General features: G+C 60.6%; 17 protein-coding genes and 3 tRNA genes. 1 reads left to right on the top strand and 19 read right to left on the bottom strand.

Annotation, left to right across the window (positions count from 1 at the left end):
* Positions 1-224: 224 nt before the first annotated feature.
* The 17 genes from ACT8II_RS06410 to ACT8II_RS06330 form a co-directional block, all read right to left on the bottom strand.
* Positions 225-300, bottom strand: a tRNA-Lys gene (locus ACT8II_RS06410).
* Positions 301-729: 429 nt separating this feature from the next.
* Entirely contained in the window at positions 730-2,010 is a 1,281-nt protein-coding gene (locus ACT8II_RS06405) for an aminopeptidase (RefSeq protein ID WP_443813389.1), read from the bottom strand.
* A gap of 137 nt (positions 2,011-2,147) precedes the next feature.
* Complete coding sequence (locus tag ACT8II_RS06400; protein WP_118654435.1) at positions 2,148-2,735, bottom strand: hypothetical protein; 588 nt, start codon at positions 2,733-2,735, stop codon at positions 2,148-2,150.
* Positions 2,736-2,756: 21 nt separating this feature from the next.
* The gene (locus tag ACT8II_RS06395; RefSeq protein WP_199588946.1) at positions 2,757-3,641 is read right to left on the bottom strand and encodes a phosphoribosylaminoimidazolesuccinocarboxamide synthase; all 885 of its coding nucleotides are present in this window, start codon (positions 3,639-3,641) and stop codon (positions 2,757-2,759) included.
* A gap of 117 nt (positions 3,642-3,758) precedes the next feature.
* Positions 3,759-5,297, bottom strand: coding sequence for a sensor histidine kinase (locus tag ACT8II_RS06390; protein ID WP_294123320.1), 1,539 nt, complete (start codon positions 5,295-5,297; stop codon positions 3,759-3,761).
* Between the two features lie 63 nt (positions 5,298-5,360).
* A complete protein-coding gene (locus tag ACT8II_RS06385) occupies positions 5,361-6,080 on the bottom strand; it encodes a response regulator transcription factor (protein ID WP_118654437.1) in 720 nt (239 codons plus the stop codon).
* Positions 6,081-6,215: 135 nt separating this feature from the next.
* Complete coding sequence (locus ACT8II_RS06380) at positions 6,216-7,463, bottom strand: hypothetical protein (RefSeq protein ID WP_443813386.1); 1,248 nt, start codon at positions 7,461-7,463, stop codon at positions 6,216-6,218.
* 5 nt (positions 7,464-7,468) lie between these two features.
* Positions 7,469-7,735, bottom strand: coding sequence for a TIGR03905 family TSCPD domain-containing protein (locus ACT8II_RS06375; RefSeq protein ID WP_443813385.1), 267 nt, complete (start codon positions 7,733-7,735; stop codon positions 7,469-7,471).
* A gap of 140 nt (positions 7,736-7,875) precedes the next feature.
* A complete protein-coding gene (locus ACT8II_RS06370) occupies positions 7,876-8,550 on the bottom strand; it encodes a cytochrome c3 family protein (protein WP_443813384.1) in 675 nt (224 codons plus the stop codon).
* A 24-nt stretch (positions 8,551-8,574) separates the two neighbouring features.
* Positions 8,575-10,821, bottom strand: a complete 2,247-nt coding sequence (locus ACT8II_RS06365) for an aldehyde ferredoxin oxidoreductase (RefSeq protein ID WP_443813382.1) — start codon at positions 10,819-10,821, stop codon at positions 8,575-8,577.
* A gap of 12 nt (positions 10,822-10,833) precedes the next feature.
* Positions 10,834-11,559, bottom strand: a complete 726-nt coding sequence (locus tag ACT8II_RS06360; protein ID WP_317440340.1) for a 4Fe-4S binding protein — start codon at positions 11,557-11,559, stop codon at positions 10,834-10,836.
* 221 nt (positions 11,560-11,780) lie between these two features.
* Positions 11,781-12,374, bottom strand: coding sequence for an iron-sulfur cluster assembly scaffold protein (locus tag ACT8II_RS06355; protein ID WP_302742039.1), 594 nt, complete (start codon positions 12,372-12,374; stop codon positions 11,781-11,783).
* Positions 12,375-12,483: 109 nt separating this feature from the next.
* The gene (locus ACT8II_RS06350) at positions 12,484-13,341 is read right to left on the bottom strand and encodes a hypothetical protein (protein WP_443813381.1); all 858 of its coding nucleotides are present in this window, start codon (positions 13,339-13,341) and stop codon (positions 12,484-12,486) included.
* 190 nt (positions 13,342-13,531) lie between these two features.
* A complete protein-coding gene (gene typA, locus ACT8II_RS06345; RefSeq protein ID WP_118654444.1) occupies positions 13,532-15,361 on the bottom strand; it encodes a translational GTPase TypA in 1,830 nt (609 codons plus the stop codon).
* A 202-nt stretch (positions 15,362-15,563) separates the two neighbouring features.
* Complete coding sequence (locus tag ACT8II_RS06340) at positions 15,564-16,019, bottom strand: hypothetical protein (protein ID WP_330006446.1); 456 nt, start codon at positions 16,017-16,019, stop codon at positions 15,564-15,566.
* A 57-nt stretch (positions 16,020-16,076) separates the two neighbouring features.
* A tRNA-Ala gene (locus ACT8II_RS06335) sits at positions 16,077-16,152 on the bottom strand.
* Positions 16,153-16,215: 63 nt separating this feature from the next.
* Positions 16,216-16,292: transfer RNA gene (locus ACT8II_RS06330), tRNA-Ile, on the bottom strand.
* Between the two features lie 214 nt (positions 16,293-16,506).
* On the opposite strand from ACT8II_RS06330, the gene ACT8II_RS06325 reads away from it, so the two are divergent.
* Complete coding sequence (locus tag ACT8II_RS06325; protein WP_443813379.1) at positions 16,507-17,058, top strand: bifunctional nuclease family protein; 552 nt, start codon at positions 16,507-16,509, stop codon at positions 17,056-17,058.
* Here ACT8II_RS06325 and ACT8II_RS06320 read toward each other — a convergent pair.
* Positions 17,055-17,702, bottom strand: a complete 648-nt coding sequence (locus ACT8II_RS06320) for a glycoside hydrolase family 3 protein (protein WP_443813377.1) — start codon at positions 17,700-17,702, stop codon at positions 17,055-17,057. The genes ACT8II_RS06325 and ACT8II_RS06320 overlap by 4 nt on opposite strands.
* Before the next feature lie 367 nt (positions 17,703-18,069).
* On the bottom strand, positions 18,070-20,148 hold a 2,079-nt coding region (locus tag ACT8II_RS06315), incomplete at its 5' end, for a DNA gyrase subunit A (RefSeq protein ID WP_443813375.1).

Genomic DNA, 20,148 nt, shown 5'->3' with positions numbered 1-20,148 from the left:
GAGGGGCATCGCTGCTCCTCGCGCCTTCTCATAATGGTGGGTCATCAGGGGTTCGCCGGGCGGCTGGCGCCGCCCTCCTTCCGCTGCGGGGCCTGCGCCCCTTGCGCGCTGCGCTGGAAAACGCGTTCGCGTTTCCTCAGCTCCGCGCCCTGATCAGGGTTCGAACCCGGGCGCGGCCAACAAAAAACGCGAGGGGCATCGCTGCTCCTCGCGCCTTCTCATAATGGTGGGTCATCAGGGGTTCGAACCCTGGGCCTTGGGATTAAAAGTCCCCTGCTCTGCCAACTGAGCTAATGACCCGCGTGCCGTATTGTAGCAGAATTTGCCACTAAGCGATTCACTGCAGCAAAGGAGCGGCGACGCAGACGAACCCGTCTGTTACGAATCACCCGCAACCGACTGCGGCGGCTGCCTGAACTGGCTTGCCTGGGATCCCATTCCCCAGCCTGCAGTAAAAGTTGAGGTTTTTCGTATCAATCTCGGAAAATCCGAAGTAGTCACTTACATGCAGCGTCGCGTTCCTGCGGTTTTATGCCGCCCATATGAGAGTGTACTCGACATATTGGAAAATCAATACGAAAAACCTCAAGAAGTTCCACTCAGTCGCCGTGCGCGCGCATCGATCCGAAGGTTTCCGATATGTCCAAGGTTGCCGGAGGCGAGGGCGTAGCGCACTGGCGCACGCAAGCCCTCGACCTCGTGACGGGTCCGGGCATCTGGTGAACCAAGCTACTCCCAGGTCCACTGGCCATTTACGAACACCGGAATCTCCTCGCCGTCGGCGGTGACGCCCATGATGTCCAGATCGTCTGCTCCTATCATGAAGTCCACGTGAGTACCGCTCTTGTTCAGGCCAAGGTCGCGCAGGTCATCCTGCGTCATGGCGTAACCGCCCTCGTAGCACTCGGGGAAACCAGAACCCAGCGCCAAATGGCAGCTCGCGTTCTCATCGTACAGCGTGTCGTAGAACAGGGTCTCCGTCTCGCGGATCGGCGTGTTCTTGGAAATCAACGCGACTTCACCCAAGCGGCGGGCACCTTCGTCGGTGTCGAGAATGCTCGCCAGGGTGTCGCGACCCACCTCGGCGTCAAAATCAACAACCAGACCGTTCTCAAAGCGAAACCAGAAGCGGTCGATCTTGTTGCCATGTCGCACCAGCGGCAATGCGGAGTACACCACACCGTCCACGCGCTCGCAATGCGGCGAAGTGAAAACCTCCTCCGTAGGGATGTTGGGGAAAAAGACATGGCCATCGGGGGTGCTGCTCGAGCCTCCCTCCCACACGTGTTTATCGGTCATGCCCACCCACAAGTCGGTTCCATTCGCGGAGGTATAGTGCAGTCGATCGAAGTGGCGCTCGTTGAGCAGACGCAAGTTCTTTTCGAACGTCGCATTGTGCAACTCCCAGGCGGCCTCGGGATCGTCTCCGTCAGCGCGGGCAACGGAGAGGATCGCGCACCACAGACGGTACATCGCAACCTCGTCCTCGACACCCGGATACACCTGTCGCGCCCATGCCGCAACCGGGGCACCGGCAATGCACCACGGGTTGATATTGAAATCCATACCATGGCGGTACTTCACGCATTGGGTGTTGCGTGCCTTGGAGGCGGCGGCGGGTTTGGCGGGGTCAATGCCCTTGAGTGCCTCGGGATCCGCCCCTTCGACGAAGATGAAGCACGCACCGGCCTCGGCAAGGGAATCGAGCTGCTCGCGCTGCCAGGCGGGGACCGTCTCAAACCATGAGGCATCGACGTTCTCGTACGTCAGGCGCGTCACCGCATCATCGTTCCAAATCACCGTGACATGTCCGGCACCGACAGCGTAGGCGCGGGCGACAAGCAGCCGCACGAACGCTGCCACGTCAACGGGAGCCTGCACCACGACCTCCTGGCCAGGCTTGACATTCACCCCCTTGCGAACAATCAAGTCGGCATATCGCTCGAGCTTGGGTTTGAGGTTCGCCATCCCGGAACGAGCTTCCTCAACGGTTAATTCGGCCCTAAACATGCTGTTCCCTTCTTTTGCTGAACGCCAGAGACGCAGTGCTGCAATTGGGGTACGCCCCCAATTGCACCGCTTTGCAAAAGGCGCACCCACGCCTTCGCGACATGAGTGCGCCTTGAGGCAAATCTCGCAAACGGCGCTTATTTCTTGGACTTCTTATCCTGCACCGATCGGGCAATCACCTCATTAAGCTTGGACTCGCTCATACCCGAAGCGGCAGTACGGCAGGCGTTACGGATGGGACGAATCTTCATGAAGTCAAAGATGAACGCGATGATGATGGCAGCGTAGGCGACGATGATCAGCCCCATCTGCACCGTCTGGGCAAGCTGGGTATCGGCCCCATCCTTGCCAAAGACGGCGAGCGCCACCCATGTACCAACCAGCGCCGCAATGCCGATGCCGAGGAGCACCCACCAGATACGGCGAAAACGAACATAGTCCTCGTTCTCGTTGAGCAGGGCGTTCGATGCCGTATACACCCGGTCCTCTTGACGGCGAAGCTCAGCCTTGCGTGCCTTCTTCTCCTCTTTGGACAAGCCGGAAAGATCCTCGCCGCGCTCCGCTGCGGCGCGCTTGGCCTTGGACGACGACGGTACTACGCGCACGGAGCTTCCGGCGGCGCGAGCGGGCTTGGCGGACGAAGCGGATTTGCGCGCCATTCCCTGACGGTTTTCGCCCTGCAGCTTTTCCTGGGTACGCTTGTTTTGGGCGCTACGGGTGCTCACTTACTCGTTCTCCTTAGATACTTACTTGGACTTCATAGGGACGAACTTCTCGCCCGTGATGATTTCATACGCCTCACGATACCGCGCGGACGTGCCCTCAATCACCTCGGCGGGCAGCTGCGGCGCGTCACCGGAGAAGTCCCAATTGACCTTGAGCCAATCGCGCACGTACTGCTTGTCATAGCTGGGCTGGACCTTGCCCTCCTCGTAGGAATCGGCGGGCCAGAAGCGGCTTGAGTCGGGCGTGAGGCATTCGTCGATGAGGGTGACCTTGCCGTCAATCACGCCAAACTCGAACTTGGTGTCGGCGATGATGATGCCGCGCGTGGCCGCGTACTCCGCCGCTGCCTTATAGATGGTGAGGGAGAGGTCGCGGATCTGAGATGCGATGTCCTCGCCCACAAGCTCCACGCAGCGCTCGTAGGAGATGTTCTCATCATGGTCGCCGATGGCCGCCTTCGTGGACGGCGTGAACAGCGGCTCGGGGAGCTTGGATGCCTCGGTGAGGCCGGCGGGCAGGGAGATGCCACATACGGTTCCGTCGGCATCGTAGGTCTTCTTGCCGGAACCGGTGAGATACCCACGAACGATGCACTCGATCATGATGGGCTCGGCCTTCTTGACCAACATGGTGCGGCCGGACAGATAGTCGCCGTAATCGGCGAAGTCAGCCGGGAAATCGGTCGTGTCGATGGACACCATATGGTTGGGCACGAGGTCGGCGAACTTATCGAACCAGAACGCGGAGATGCGATTGAGCACCTCGCCCTTGTAGGGAATCTCGTCGGGCAAGATGTAATCAAATGCGGAGATACGGTCGGAGGCAACCATGAGCAGGTTGTCGCCGGCGTCGTAAATGTCACGGACCTTGCCCCGGGAATCGGGACGGCGCTCCATCGTGGTCATGTGCGTCAACTCCTTACGCGAATGTCATCGCCGCTGTTGAGAAATCTTCCCTCACAACGGCCTGTTCCTGGCGGAGCGGCAGCGGCGTTGTCCCGCTCCTTTACCGCCATAGCACAGCTAATATTTCATTGTAGTGGATGACGCCTCCTCTTCCAGCTCACGGGGAAGATGAATCGTAAAAGTCGTACCCTTTTCAAGTTCGCTCTCCACCGCGATGAAGCCATGATGGCGCTCTACGATCTGCTTGGTCACGGCCAAGCCAACGCCCAGACCGCCTGCCTCACGAGCGCGGCTGGCATCTGCGCGCCAAAAACGACCGAATATCCTCGCAAGATCATCTTTTGCGATGCCAATACCCGTATCTGATACCGTCACCATCACATGTTTGCGGTCGCCATGGATCGAAACAACCACCCATCCATCTTCGGGCGTATAGCGCATGGCGTTGCTCATAAGGTTGATAATGCATTGCGTGATCATGTCCGCGTCGCACGTGATGACCGCCGAACGACCTTGCATCTCATTAACGAACCGCAGATGAAGCCCCTTGTTGTGGAAGAGTTGATGCTGATTGTTCACGATGTTTTGCGCCAGCTGCACAATGTCGACCTTGTCGAGCCTGAGGGGCGCGGTGTGATTCTCCAATCGGGAGAGGTCGAGGGTCTGCTGCACGAGACGTGCCAAGCGGCGAGTCTCCGCGGCGACCGTCTCAAGATGCTCGGCGTCTGTGGGATACACTCCGTCTTGCATGGCTTCCACGGTCGCCTGCATGGCCATGAGCGGCGTGCGCAGCTCATGAGCCACGTCGGACGTGAGACGACGTTCGCGCTTGAGGTCGCGCTCCAAGCTGGCGGCCATCTCGTCGAATGTCTCGCCCAGCTGATCGATTTCATCCTCTCCCCGCATGTTCGTCCGTGCCGAAAGATCACCCTCGCGTATCCGGCGGGCGGTGTCGGTGATGGTGCGGACGGGATTGGTAAACATGCGCGAAACAAGGAAGCCAATCACCACCGCCATAAGGACCGCGATAAAAGCAGCGAGTCCCATGGCGTTGAACGTCCGCTCGCGAAACGCCGTGTCTGCCTTGGTGAGCAGTGCATCACTACCCAACACCCAAAGACGGAGAGAGCCGATCTCGCCCCCATTGCTATCCACGATGGGGGCGACCACGGCGGACTCGGGATCGGTTGGGGCTTTAGAAACGGGGCTGCGGGTGCCCAGCCCTCCATCTGACTTGTCGGCAGTACTCGCCATTGCGGCGGCAGGCCACGTGTCGTCATACATGATAGCGCCACCGGCATCTTTGACCTGCATACCGATGTCGTCTGACAGGGTGCTTGACTCCGCCACGGTCTTAATGGCATCGACGCTCCACTCGCCGGCATCCTCGTATCGCTCGGCGAGCTTCTCGGCGGCAACTTGGGCAATCTCCTCGACATTGGCACGTGTGTAATCCGAAAACGCGCCACCCCAAACCACCGTGACCACGAGTGCCAAGATAACGACCGTTACAAGCGATGTCATGGCGAACGAGAGCGCCATGCGCCCGCCATAGCTCATGCCCGACCGCGGCATGGGATGAGGCGTATTCCAACTCGCTCGCGGCGACGGCTGCTCCGCCTCGGCTCCGTGTTTTCCAATGACCAGGCGCTCCATGAATCCCCCTACCGCACCACATAAAATGGGCGCCACGTGATGCGGCGCCCGGCGTGAGTCGTGTTACTTGTCCGCCTTGTCAGGCTGCGCGGGTGCCTCAAAACGATATCCGACACCGTGCACGGTATAGAGCCACTTGGGCTTTTTGGGATCATCCCCCAGCTTGGCGCGCAGGTTCTTCACGTGACTATCGATGGTGCGCTCATAGCCCTCAAAGTCGTAACCGAGAACCTTCTCCACGAGCTCCATACGGTTGTACACGCGGCCGGGATGGCGAGCGAGCGTGGTGAGGAGCTTAAACTCGGATGCGGTGAGGTCAACTTCCTTGCCCTCAACCAGAATCTTGTGCCCAGAGATATCGATGACCAGATCGCCAAAGTCGAGGACCTCGACCTGCGGCTCGTCGGCAAGGTGAGTGCGGCGGAACAAGGCGCGCACGCGCGCCACGAGCTCACGCGGGGAGAAGGGTTTGATGAGGTAGTCGTCCGCACCGAGCTCGAGGCCGATGATACGATCCTCAACCTCTCCCTTAGCGGTAAGCATGATAATCGGCACATCAGAGGTGTCACGGATGGCACGGCACACACGCTCACCGGAAAGCTTAGGGAGCATAAGGTCGAGCACGATCAGGTCAAACTGGTGCTTCTCGAACTCCTCAACGGCGGATTGACCGTCGCCAACACCCACGACCCAATAACCTTCACGCTCAAGATAGGCTGCCACCGCGTCGCGGATGGCCTTTTCATCCTCAACCAACAAAATCTTACGTGCATCTGAAGCCATGGGCGGCCTCCTCGTCTCGCAAACAAACGTCGTTTTATTCTAGCGCACACAAATGGCGCACACCTTTAACGAAGTATGCCCAATCTGCGGAGTGCTCAATCATTGGCGCGGGCGGCATTGGATAGCAGGCGCGCTTTACAGAGCGAACACCCGCAGACGCACCAACGCCGGTAAGCCGTCGTCACCTCGCACGGTGGCATACGTCACCAGACGATCCGTCGTTCCCTCGCTTGCCGGATAGTCGCCAAAATCAAGCGCCTTATCTGGGGCCGTGAGGATTGCATAGGTCTGGGCACTTGTGTCGACCACAAAATGCGAGGACTGGGCTTTGATGACGTACAGACTCCCCTTGCCCGTGACGCAGGCGAGCGGCTCGCGGCTCAAATATACGAACGGACCACCCGAGTTGCCGATGAACGTGCCCATGTTCCCCAGGCTGCCGCCGTGGCCGTAGTTTGCCTCGACCGAAAAGGCAAAACTTTCGCCCATGAACACAGCTTCGAAGGGACTGACCGTTTCGGGCATGACCAGCTGGGCGGCAACCTTATTGTTATTCTGCAGGTCAAGCGCGGTGAGCCCGTAATATGTACCATCATCGGAATTGACGCGGGGGGCGATGGTGAGGTAACCGTCGCTCACACGCGGCCACGTCGCAAAGCGACCGGGACTCTCGTACAGGTCCTTACCCTTCTCGTCTCCCACGTTCCACAGGTAGCAATGGGAGAACTCCGAGCTCTTGGCTCCCGTCGCAAAGGGCATCTTCTGCCAGATGACCGAAGATCCCGTTGCGGTAAAACGAGCCGGCTCCCAATCGACATCGCCTTTGTCGAGCTCAACGGGATCTCCAACAAGCACCCCGTTCTCGAGTGCCTGGGCAATGAGTACCCAAGCTCCCGCCGCATAGTCCATCTCAACCCACGCGTACACCTGCTCCGAGCAGCGAACATCGTGGAACGCATGGGTCTTTCCCACTATCGGTTCCGACACCAGAGTCGACGTGTTTCCGCTGGCGAGAGAAATGATGCCGAGCGTGTTGATCGTGCGGGCGCTCGCCGGGGCCTCCAGCAGTGCCGCCCACGACCCCTCGCAGTGGAACGGGACAGTACCCAAGGGAAGGTCCCATTCATATTGGGCGGTCAGGGTGTTGTCCACCCCTCCGAAGTCCTCGGTGACGTTGGTGATCTTCGAGTCGTCCGTGATGACCTGCGGCTCACCGCTCACATTCGCAGCGCCGCCATCTGATCCACAACCCACAAGGGATATTGCCGTGAGCGCTGCTCCGGCGGCCGCAGTTCCCTTGAACAGCGTTCGACGGCTCACGTTGCGAGAAACAGTGGCACGGCGATCGGTTCGCGAATCGAAATGGTACTCCCTAGTTTTCATGGCAGCTACGCCCGAACCTTAGCCTGAGCTTCGCGTAAGGCAAGCGTGAGTTGATCGGCACAAGAGGTCTTACGCGGCCCGCAGGTGTTTCCCTGCAAAAGCTCGACGATGGAGTCAACCGGTTGGCCGGCGACAAGCCTACCAATGGCCTTGAGGTTACCGTTGCATCCTCCGTCGAACGCCACATTTTCGATAGTCGAGCCATCATCCGAGAGTTCCACGTGAATCATACGGGCGCACACGCCGCGCGGTCTGAAATCAAGATCGATCACAAAGGTGCCTTTCCCTAACATTTTTCACTGCTGCCAGTATGCCACACAGCATGTATCGGCAACATGACTCCATCTTGTCATCGTTATGGAAAGGGCGGACCCTAAAGGCCCGCCCTTTTCGGTCGTTCTTGTTGAGTGCCCTACTCGGAAGCCTCGAACAGGAATGGAGTGGTCCAGCCATCCGGCACGGCACCCTGCTGGCCGTCGCCCAGGTCAATCTTGCTCCAGCCCTCGGGGATGCCGCCTTCGCCCTCCCAGGCACCAACCTGGTGGCAACCGGCACAAGTGAAGACGCTCTGGTCGTGCATGCGGTGGCAGGAATTGCACTGCTGCACGCCGTGGTAATCGCTATGCGGATCAAACGAGAGGTCCTTCGTGGAAGACTCACTCGCACCGGGCATGATGCCGGCACCCGCGTGGCAACCGCTCTGCAGGCAAAACTCATTGGTGTAGGTCACCTTGGCGAGCGGCGTATCGTGATCGCCGGCCAGCTGGGACTGCACCATGCGGGCAGAGGTGCCCAGGGTGTTCTCATGGCAGTCAAGGCACTTTCCATTCACAACGGCCTTGTGGGCATACGCCAAAGAATCGGTCTGATTTTCGAACGTGTCGTAATACTTGCCCATGGTGCTGTGGCACAGAGCGTCGCAGTAACCGGGGGTAGCACGCCAGGCCCAGCCGGCAACGCCGAGAACGGTCACCGCCACCACGGCGGCAATCACGATGGGCAGGCGCTTGCCCTTCCAATCGCGCTTCTTCTTGGGAGTCTCGGGCGTGGCCTCGGCCGCGCTCGTCTCCTTGATCTCATCAGCCATACTTGCTCCTCTAGATCAGACGGTCTACGCAGACAGCGCCGGGTTGTCGCCGCAGTACTTCTCAAGAATATGGTCGTACGTGCGCGTGCGCTTGTCGTACGAGGTGCCACCCTCGGTCAACAGACCGCGCGACTCAAGATCCTCGGCGATATCGCTCATGCCAAGGTCGTTCAGGCACTCCTTGGTGGGGCAGCCGAGCTTTTCGTCCCAGCCAAAGCGCTTATAGAGCATGGTAAGGGCTTTCTTCCAGTCCTTGCGCTCCATCTTGTCGGTGCCGGGGGTGAAGGGCTCGATATCCGGATCCTTCTCGAAGACCCACTCGGTAATGACATCATGGACGTTGCGCATGTCGTTGCAGCCCACGTTGCCGTCCTTGTCCTTCATGCCGCGCACGGTGTTGGCACGCTGGAGCGTCATGATACGCTCACCAGCCTTGTACAGGTCGTCAATGGTGACTTCCTGGCCGGTGACCGCGGTGTAGAACTGGGCCTCGAGGTCCAGGTCGCCGCGATAGCTGCGCTCCTTGGCGGGGGCCATGGCCATCGGCCATACCCAGTTGCACAGAACGAGGGAGTCGTGCAGAACGTCGGTGACGATGCTCCACCAGGCGAACTCGGCTTTAGCCTCGTTCATAGGGGTGTAATCCTTGGTGGCGTCGATAGCGCCCTCGCCCCACATCTCGGCAGCCATCTCCTCCTTGAGCTCCTGCGGCAGGCCGCAGCCCTGGAAGTTGACGGCGGAGTGGATCATGTCATCGCGGTTGAACATCATGTTGTACAGACCGCCAGTCTGGCCGAAGCACTCGATGGAGTGGTGGACCGGCCAACCGCGGTAGTTGATGAGCGCGGACTTGGCGTTGTCGAACCAATCCTCGCAGCCCCACTCCTTGGTCCACACGATGGGACCGTGGCCGAGCCAGGAGATCGGCTTGTTCTCCGTATCGTTGGAAGCGATGTCCAGCAGGATCTTCACGAAGCTGGAGGGATCGCCACCATGCAGAATCGCGTCGAAGTTGTACTCGGCCATCTGCTCGGCGGGAACGTGCTTCTCGAGGATGCCCGCGGAGTAGGTGTAGGCCAGGTCGCGGTAGAGCTGCGCGTAGTTGCACCACAGGCCGAGGTCATCGACGGTGGCAGAGATGAGCATGTTGTAGTTCACAGAGAGGTCGGTCAAGGTCTTGCCGTCCTCTTCGTAAATTCCCTCGGCCTTGAGGAAGGACTGCATATAGGCCGTGAAGGGGAAGTTGGGCACGCAGGTGTTGCCCTGGGACTCGTAACCGGTCTTCTCCTGGACGAACGGCACGTGCACCTGTGCGTAGCAACGAACGGGGCAGCCGTGGCAGCCGGCCATCTTGACCGTGTACTTCTCGGCGGCGGGGCCCATGTCCTTGGTAGACTTCATGCAGCGGTAACCCATGGTGTTGGGCTCGAACGGCTTGGGCTCGCCGGTCTCGATGGGACCACCTTCGGCAGCAGCCCAATAAAGGCCCTTCTTGGCGGTCCAGCGGGAACCGGCGTCGTAGTACTCGGCCCAGGACTGCTGGGTGCTCGGGACGACGTGGTTGTTGTTGGAGCCGATGACCTGGGCGATCATGTAGTCGGAGAGGTCGGCGACCATCTGCGGGTCGGCCACGTGGACCGCCTTGGTGCCGCGGATGACGACGGCCTTGAGGTTCTTGATACCAAAGACGGCACCCAGGCCGGCGCCGGCGGAGTGGGAACGGGTGTTCATCACGCAGGCGTAGGGCAGCAGGTTCTCACCGGCGGGGCCGATGGCGGCGGCGCAGCACTCGGCACCGTGCTTCTTGCACAGGGCCTCGGTGGTCTCGCGGGTGCCCTTGCCCCACAAGGCAGAGGCATCCTCGATCGAGATCTTGTCGTCGTCAATGAAGATGTAGACGGGCTTGTCGGACTTGCCCTCGATGATCAGACCGTCATGGCCGGAGTACTTGAGCATCGCGCCGAGCTGGCCGCCGCAGTGCATGTCAACGACCAGGTGGTCGGTGGTGAACGTGGACAGGGACGCCCAGGTGGAGCGACCCGCCAGCGGCACTCCGGAGCCGGTCAGGGGACCGACGGCGAGAACGGCCTTGTTCTCCTCGTCCATCCAATCGACCTCGGGGCCGACCTCGTCGTACATGATCTTGTTCGCGAAGCCCATACCGCCGATGTAGTCCTTCTGCATCTCGACATCGGACTCTTCGGTGATATCTCCGCTCGTAAGGTTGACGCGGGCGATCCAGCCAGCCCAACCGTAAGAGGTTTCAGCCATTGCGCTTCTCCTTTACTGGGCGATCTTGCCGCCGCCGACGAAGTCCTGGACCTCGCTGACGTAGGGCCACTTGATCTCGGAACGGGTGGGGCCGGAGGAGTGGTTCACGTTCTCCCACTTGATGAGCTCGAGAGCGCCGTTGGGGCACTGGTCGGCGCAACGGCCGCAGGCGATGCACTTGGTGGACTTGTGGGTCTCGGTGTTCACCACGGGCATGTGCCACGGGCAGGCGGCGACGCAGGTGCCGCAGCCCACGCACTTGTCGGGGTCGACGGTGCGCGTGCCGTTCTCCATGGTGATGATGGCCCCATGCGGGCACGACGTCTGGCAAAGAGCAGTTGTGCACATGTGGCAGGCGCGGATCTGCCACTCGCAGGAATAGTAAATGCCGTCGGAGGACTCCCAGTCGGAGCCGAAGTTGAAGCCGTCGTGCACGTGGATGCGGGCGGCGGCGGGCTGAGATGCACCATCGTTTTGCAGGGTGCACATCATCTCGCAGCGCTGGCAACCGGTGCAGCGAGCACGGTTGACCTTGAGCACGTGGGCCGGGGTCGCGTAGTAATCGACCTCGCCCTTTGAGCTCGTGGGGGCCGCGGCGGCGGAATCCGGGAGCAACCCCAGCGCCACCATGCCAGCCACGAACGCGCCCGACACCTTCACAAACCCACGACGGGTAAAGAAGGAGTCGAGACGATCCGCACCGGAGCCGACCTGCTCCATGGCGGTGTTCTCTTTCATAGTTCCCTCCCCTATTTGCTTCACGGATGAGGCTACACCCGCGGAACCTTGAAGCGCTGTGCGCGGCGAAAATGCGCACATGCAGACACGTTCAATTATGCCTGAATAAGGCGTTTAAGCCGCAGATGCTCATTATTCTATTTAGAGAATAATGAGCATCGTTCTTACGTACATGAGGAGGGCGGCCATACTTGGATACCAGCCCGTGTCGGCGCGTGGCGCTACTCGATCTCTCCGGCTTCGCGCAGCTCCTGGTCCACACGCTCGTCGCGCAGGGAACAATTCTCGGTGAGCAGGCAGTTAGGGCACATGCTTTCGCACCTGATAACCTCGTTGAGCTGGGCGAGGTTGCATCCCTTGATGCGCAACAGGTAATCGCCGATGATGGCACGCACGGCCTCGATGGCGTAGGTGAGGGTGTACTTGCGGCCATTCGGCAGGCCGTCGAGCGCCTCAAGGATGTCCTCCTTGGTTATGGCGAGAGCTTCCTCGAACGTCTTGCCGCGCAACATCGTGGCGAGCGCGGTAGCACAGGCGATGGCCGCGAGGCAGCCGTGGCTGCGAAAGCCAACCTCGATGAACGTCTCGGTTTCGGGGTCGATCTGCGCGAACAGCTGCATCTGCACCGTGCCGCGTTTCTCCTTGCCCACGCTGCAAAACGCGTTGGCCCCGTCGGGGATGCCGCCGTTTTTGGCATCGGCGATGAGGTCGAGCGAACGCTCGGAGTACTCCGTGATGGGTGCGTCGTTCTCGATCTGGTACATGTCGGGCGTGCGCAAAAACGGTGTGTCCTCGGTCAGACGACGCTTTGCCATAAACGTTTCCCTTCTCCCATTCCCAATCGGGGACGTAGTCGTTTGGTACATATGTCGAGGAGGCGTGCCCAAATGGCACGCCCAATGGCACGGCAGGCGGCTCGAACTCCTATGGATTGCGGAACTTCTCCACGCCGTACCATTCGGCCAACGCCTTGCCCTGCGCAGGGCTCAGATGGCGCGTGGAATAGAAGAACGACTCGTTCAAGCTGGTCGTGGTGAGCTCAATGTCCGCATACGCGTCGTCGCCTGTCGCGCGCTCGTAGAGTTCGGCAACCTTCGAGGCGGACCACAAGTAAGGGCTGTTGAGGAAGTCAGACGCCGCCGTAGGCCGCGGATACACGCGAGACTCCATGCGAATCACATCCGCAAACGTCGCTAGGTCATCCCCCTCCGCCGTGTTGAACAGTGCATGGGCAAAACTGTGGGACATGATCGGCTTGGAGTATAGGTACACCCCTGACTTGCCGTACAGCACCACGATATCCGTCACGTCGTGCTCGGGTAGAGGATCGTCCAGGCCCAGCTCATCGAGCTCGGGACGATCATCATACCCCACAGGCGCTTCCTGCCTGCCGATTGCAGGGGAGTCCTCTGCATGCGGATGCTCCTCAATATAGGAGAGCAGCTCGTCCGCGAACGCTTTCGCATCCACGCCCGCGGGCGTGAACGCGCGTTTCACCCAGCGCTCGGGGGAGGTGAGCTTGCCGTCCGCCGACCGATGGCGCAGGTCGGAGAGGGCCTGGTCCGCTGCAATCAACCAATCGTTACGGGCGTGAATAGCGGCGAGGCCCTCAGGCGTAGGGGCTCCATCGTCCTTTTCACCGTCATCGTTGGGCGTGGATGAGGGGGCGCTGTCGGATCCACCCGGCGCGAAGTGCGGAGCCTCGACGGCAACCGCATCCTCGACAGCGGTGTTGGCAACGCATCCCGCACACCCTTCTACCGGCTCAAATTCCTCGCTCATGACTCACCTCAAAACTCCGCCCCTCATGTAATGGAAAAGGGACGGGACCGATCCATATGCATGCCAGTGTACCAGCATACCTGTGAATCGGCCCCATCCCCTATCGTGCGAATGAAGCCAAGTCGGCGCGAAGCCTACCCAAAATGGTGCAATTGGGGTACGTCCCCAATTGCACCATTACACTATTCGATTACTTGACGGCGCGGTTCGCCGCCTTCTTGCGGTCGGTGGCGTTCAGCAGGCGCTTGCGCATGCGAATGTTCTTGGGGGTGACCTCGACCAGCTCGTCGTCGATGATGTACTCGAGCGCCTCCTCCAAAGAGAAGGTTCGTGGCGGCACAAGCTGCACCGAGATGTCGGCGGTGGAAGAACGCTGATTGCCCAGGTTCTTGGTGCGCGCGATGTTCACGACCATGTCGCCCGGCTGGCTGCGCTCGCCCACGAGCATGCCCTCGTAGCACTCGGTACCCGGCTCAACGAACAGGGAACCGCGCTCCTGCAGGGTACCCAAAGCGTAGGCGACGGCCTTCTCTGTGGTCATAGCAATCATGGCGCCGTTCTTGCGGCCGCCGATCTCGCCGGCATACGGGCCGTACTCGAGGAAGGTGTGGTAGAACACACCCTCACCGTGCGTGACGTTGAGAATGCGGTTCTTGAGACCCATGATGCCACGGGTGGGGATGCGGAACTCGACGTGAGTGACGGACGTGCCCGTCTCCATACCGGTCATAGTGCCACCGGCGTTGCCGAAGATCTCGATGACCTTGCCGGCGTACTCATCGGGGCACTCCACGACGGCCTGCTCGATGGGCTCCTGCAGGGTACCGTTCTCATCCTTCTTGAATAGAACGCGCGGGCGACCAACTTGGAACTCGTAACCCTCACGACGCATGGTCTCCATGAGAACGGAAAGGTGCAGGATGCCACGACCGCTCACCTCGACGCCGCTCTTGTCGGGCAGCTCCTCGATGCGCATGGTCACGTTGTTCTCGCGCTCGTTGAACAGGCGCTCCTTGAGCTGGCGAGCACCCACGATGTCGCCGTCGCGACCCACGAGCGGGGACGTGGAGGCCTCGAACACGATGGACAGAGTGGGCGGATCGATCTCGATGGGGTCGAGCTCGACGGGATTCTCGGGATCGGTATACACGTCGCCGATGTCGGTGTTGTCCACGCCAACCACAGCCGCCAGGTCACCGGCGCTCACCTCGGAGCACTCGGTACGACCCAGATAGTCGAAGGTAAAGAGCTGCTTGACGGTAGCCGTCTTGCGCTCGCCATCGTTCTTCACAACGAGAATCTGGTCACCCGTGTGGATAGTGCCGGAGTACACGCGGCCGATGCCGATGCGGCCAACGAAGTTGGAGTGGTCGATGGTGACGCACTGCATGGCGAGCGGTCCGTCGATGTCCACCTCAGGCGCGGGAAGGTCGTTCACGATCATGTCGAGGAGCGGATACATGTCCATGTTGCCGTCCTCGGGGTCGAGGCGGGCGTAGCCGTTTACGCCCGAGCAGTACACAACGTGCTCCATGGCGAACTCAAGCTGCTCGTCGGTGGCACCGAGGTCGGCCATGAGATCCAGGCAATCGTTGTATGCCTTCTCGGGATCAGCACCGGGACGGTCGATCTTGTTGATGACGATCATGATGGAGAGGCCGGTGTCGATGGCGTGGCGCAGCACGAAGCGGGTCTGGGGCATCGGGCCCTCAAAAGCGTCGACGAGCAGCAGCGCGCCATCGGCCATGCGCAGCACGCGCTCGACTTCGCCGCCGAAGTCGGCGTGGCCGGGGGTATCGATGATGTTGATCTTGACGTCGTTGTAATCGATGGAGATGTTCTTGGCGAGAATGGTGATGCCGCGCTCGCGCTCCTGATCGTTGGAGTCGAGCACGCGGTCTTGCACCTCCTGGTTGGCGCGGAAGGCGCCGGCGGCGCGCAGCAACTTGTCGCACAGAGTGGTCTTGCCATGGTCGACGTGGGCGATGATGGCGATGTCTCGCAGATTATCTACGCGCATGGGCTTCCCCTTATCCTTTAGCTCTTCGATGCGCAAGCCTTCATCCGGCAAAGCGCCCAACATAGTCGGTAATCGGTTTTTGCACGGCGGTATTGTATCTGTTGTGACGCTCACAAGCTGTTGTATCCAGCGGTTTTGCCGCCTTACACATAAGTGTGACAAAGAATGGGGCGCCTATGCCGCGCGATGTGGCACAGACGGCCTACAACAGCGGGGGCTCTTCGCCAGCAGGCTCGGGATCGCACCAACGGAAATTCTCACCAGTTCCGGCACCCTCGTAGAGCACATATGCCGAATAGCCCAGGGACATACCGCGCTGGTAAAAGCTCACAACGATGGCATCTTGGAACTCGCAGTCGAGCTCCACACCACCTGCGTAGGCGATGGCGTAGCGATCGAGCGGGCCAACGTGATCGGACTGGATGCCCGCCGCGTTCGACTCGACAAAATGCTGGGCACCCTCCAGGCACGCCTCGGGGCCATCCTCGGTAAAGCAGGCTTGATAGCGATTGGCATGAGCATCCTCGGCAATGAGGACCACACCGAGATCCTCGCCATCGGCAAGTGCATTGAGATAGCCGTCGAGCAGATCACACACCATGGAATCGAGCTCGGGGGAAACCTCGTCCTGCTGCACGTCGTTCATCTCGTCTGCCATGACCTGCTCCTTAAAAGCAAAAAGGCACCGACTATGCCGATGCCCCATCAGTTCATATGGTGGAGGTTAGGGGGATCGAACCCCTGACCTCAGGCTTGCAAAGCCCGCGCTCTCCCAGCTGAGCTAAACCCCCACTGTAGTAATAAACACCCCAGCGGCGACTCGGCTCTCGCTGGGGTGTTTATTGCGAAAGAGGTGGTGGACCTGACAAGGTTCGAACTTGTGACCTCCCGGTTATCAGCCGGACGCTCTGACCAACTGAGCTACAGGTCCAACGCGGGGATTAATATAGCCCAGGTACCAAAGGCGCGTCAACACCTTTTTCATTATTTTTGAGGACTCCTTTTTGAGGGCGAAGTTCCCACGGGCTCAGAGGGCCCCAATGTGAACAAATACACGGACTGTGATCGCGCCTGGCTTCATCGCGACATTTGGGTATTATGTCTGTTCACCGTCCACATCTCGCCGCGCACATCTGGAGGTTTGCATGATTCGCGTCGATATCGAAAGCATCGTCATGGCCTCGGGACCGGTGCCCTCCGTCGTCGTCCTGCGCGAGCGCAAAAACGGCGCCACCGCCGATGCGCCTCTGCGTGCGCTGTCCATCCAAACCGGAGCCTACGAGGCCGCCTCTATTGGCAATGGCATCGACTCCGACAAGGCGGCTCCGCGACCCATAGCGCACGACCTGCTGCTCAACACCGTTAAGGAGTTGGGAGCCCGCGTGGAACGCGTGGAGATCAACCGTTGGGATGCACCTGTGTTTTATGCCGACATCGTACTTGAGTGCATGGGGAATGCCGCGGAGTCCGAGGTGTCGGAGCAAGGAGATGGCGTGCGCGAGATTAAGCTCGACGCCCGTCCGAGCGATGCCCTCGCCCTCGCTACGCGCTCAAACGCACCCATTTACGTTGAAGACGATGTCATGAACCGCGCCGGAAGCATCTCGTACCAAGCCGCGCGCGATGAGCAGTCGTCACAAGAGGAAATCGAGCGCTTCGATGAGTTTGTCAAAAACCTGAGCCCCGACGATTTCTAGGATTGGGTCATCATCCCAACCACGGCGGCCGAGCCAGCTCGCTTCCATGTCCTCAACGGTAGAATCGACGGTAAACGGGACGACCGGTGGGCGGACGGGCAGCGGGGAGCTATAAAGGCCCTCAAATGCGGCAATCGCCCCCAACGATGTGAAGCATCCCGGATAAGGTTGAACATACATGTTAGGAAGGGCCGGAGCCACTGCGGTGGCACCCCAGCGTCGCCTTGGGGCGTCGGTGCGGGAACGTCGATCCATCCCGAGAGATACATAAGCAGAATTGCAGCAGGCTTGTCGCGCCAGGGCATTTCCATGGGGGCGCCGCCCTGCAGCACCACCACCGTCCGCGGATTCACCGTGCACACTCGCTCGATGAGCTCGACCTGACCTTTGGGCATGGCCATGAGCCTGCGATCGAAACCCTCGGATTCGTATCGCGCGGGAAGGCCCTCAACCACGACCGCAACATCCGCGTGCGCTGCGGCCTGCTCCGCATCACGCAGGAGTCGCTCGCTCGTCTCGCCCATAATCGGTTCGTAGCCATCCGCATAGCGCGCGGCAAAACCCCGTTGCTCCAATCGATACCATAGATTGTCGATGAACTTTGGATTGATGCGCGATGAGCCCGAACCTTGGTAGCGAGGCATGCGCTGACCCCTTTGCTTTGGATGCCGCATACCATAGCGGCACCCAACTCGCCGGATATCAGGGGATCCTCACTGAAATACTCAAAATTGCGACCACATAGTGGATGACGTTTGATGTTCACCCCGGCCCGAGGACTACGTCGACTCCCTGCCTGCGGGCCTCCTCGCCAATAGCCGCGCTTTTTCTTCGAGCGTCATCCCCACGGCCTCCCCCGCGCCTGTCGACCACAGAAACCTTGTACCCACGTATGAACACCCGGCGCGAAAGCGCGCGCCCGTTTTCGCGGAGGGCGGGGTCGGGCACGCCACCCACCAGAAAGGCCCCTTTACGGGGCCTTTCTGGTGAAGTGCGCTGTGTCAAACGGGACTACTCGTCCATCAGGTCCTCAAGTGGCTCGCTGCCGGATCCGATGTCCACGCGGACCTCGCTGCCGGGAGCCTCGGCATCCGTCTCGCCGTCGGCCACCAGGTCGGATGAATCCCCACCCTCTGTCTCGTCGGAATCCTCGGCCGCCTTCTTGGCGCTCGTCATGCGCGCCACAGCCGTCACGCGGTCGCCGTCATCCACGCTCATCATCTTCACTCCCTGCGTGGCACGACCGGTCTGGGAAATCTCGGCGGTCTTGACGCGAATGACCGTCGCGCCCTCGGTAATGATAAAGAGCTCATGCTGCGGACCCACGACCTTCATGGCCGCCAGCGCGCCCTTACGCTCGGTCATCTGAATCGTGTAGACGCCTTGTCCACCGCGGTTTTGCTCCGGGTAGTCGGAAACCGGGGTGCGCTTGCCGTAACCGCGCTCGGTGATCACGAAAAGCTCGCCCTGGCCGCTGGTGATCTCCATGCCCAGAACCTCAGCGTCGCCCTTCATGCTGATACCGCGCACGCCGCTCGTGTCGCGGCCGGTGGCGCGCACCTGGTCCTCGCAGAACATGATGGCCTTACCAGCGGTGGTCGCCATGATGATCTTGTCGCCAGGCTTCACGCGGCGCACGCCCAGCAGGCGGTCACCGCTCTTGATGTTGATGGCGATAATGCCGTCGCGACGGGAGCGGTCGTAGGCCGCCATAGCCGTCTTCTTTACCATGCCACCCGCCGTGGCGAACATGAGGTACTCGTCCTCAGGGAACTCGCGGCAAGAAATGACAGAAGCGATCTTCTCGCCGTCCTCAAACGGCAGTAGATTCACGATAGCGGTGCCGCGCGCCTGACGCGTGCCCTCGGGCAGCTCGTGCACCTTGAGGCGGTACACCTTGCCACGCGTGGAGAAGAACAGCACGTACTCATGGGTGCTGGCGATGAACATCTCGTCGATGACGTCGTCTTCCTTGAGGCTTACTCCCGAGACGCCCTTGCCGCCGCGTTTCTGCGCGCGATACGCGGCCACCGGGATGCGCTTGACGTAACCAGTGTGGGTGATGGTAACGACCATGTCCTCGTCGGCGATGAGGTCCTCGACATTCAGGTCCTTCTCGGCACCGGTGATCTGGGTGCGGCGCTTGTCGCCGAACTTGCGGGCGATCTCGCGCATCTCCTCCTTGATCACGCCGAGGATCTTCTCCTCGTGCGCGAGCAGGTCCTCGTAGTAGGCGATGGCGCGGCGCAGGCCGGCGAGCTCTTCCTCGATCTTGTCGCGTTCCAGGCCGGTGAGACGGCGGAGCTTCATCTCGAGGATGGCCGTGGTCTGCTCGGGCGTGAAGCCGAAGCGCTCGATGAGGCGCGCGGAGGCCTCCGCGTCCGTCTGCGAGGAGCGGATGATGGAGATGACCTCGTCGATGTGGTCGAGCGCGATGAGGTAGCCCTCGAGGATGTGGGCGCGGGCCTGGGCCTTCTTGAGGTCGAACCGGGTGCGGCGGGTCACGACGTCGACCTGGTGGTCGATGTAGTGCGAGAGCATCTCACGCAGCGACAGGCACTTGGGCACGCCGTTCACGAGCGCAAGGTTGTTTGCGCCGAAGGTCGTCTGCAGGGAGGTGTACTTGTACAGGTTGTTGAGCACGACCTGCGGGATGACGCCCTTCTTGAGCTCGATGACGAGGCGCAGGCCCTTTTGCGTGGACTCATCGCGCATATCGGAAATGCCCTCGATGCGCTTCTCGTTGACGAGGCTCGCGATCTTCTCCTGCAAGGTGCCCTTGTTCACCATGTACGGAATCTCGGTGAAAACGAGGCGACTGCGGCCGGTCTTGGTGGACTCCACATGTGCCTTGGCGCGCACCGTGATGGAGCCGCGTCCGGTCTCGTAGGACTGACGGATGCCGTCGGTACCCATGATGAGGGCGCCGGTGGGGAAGTCGGGGCCGGGCATGATCTGCATGAGCTCGTCGACCGTCGCGTCGGGATGGTCGATAAGGCAGCAGGTCGCCTCGACGGCCTCGTTCAAATTGTGCGGTGCGATGTTGGTCGCCATGCCGACCGCGATGCCCTGACTGCCGTTGACCAGCAA

It is taken from the genome of Collinsella sp. (assembly GCF_052346665.1).
GTDB lineage: Bacteria > Actinomycetota > Coriobacteriia > Coriobacteriales > Coriobacteriaceae > Collinsella.
This window is presented reverse-complemented; position numbering and strand designations above follow the sequence as displayed.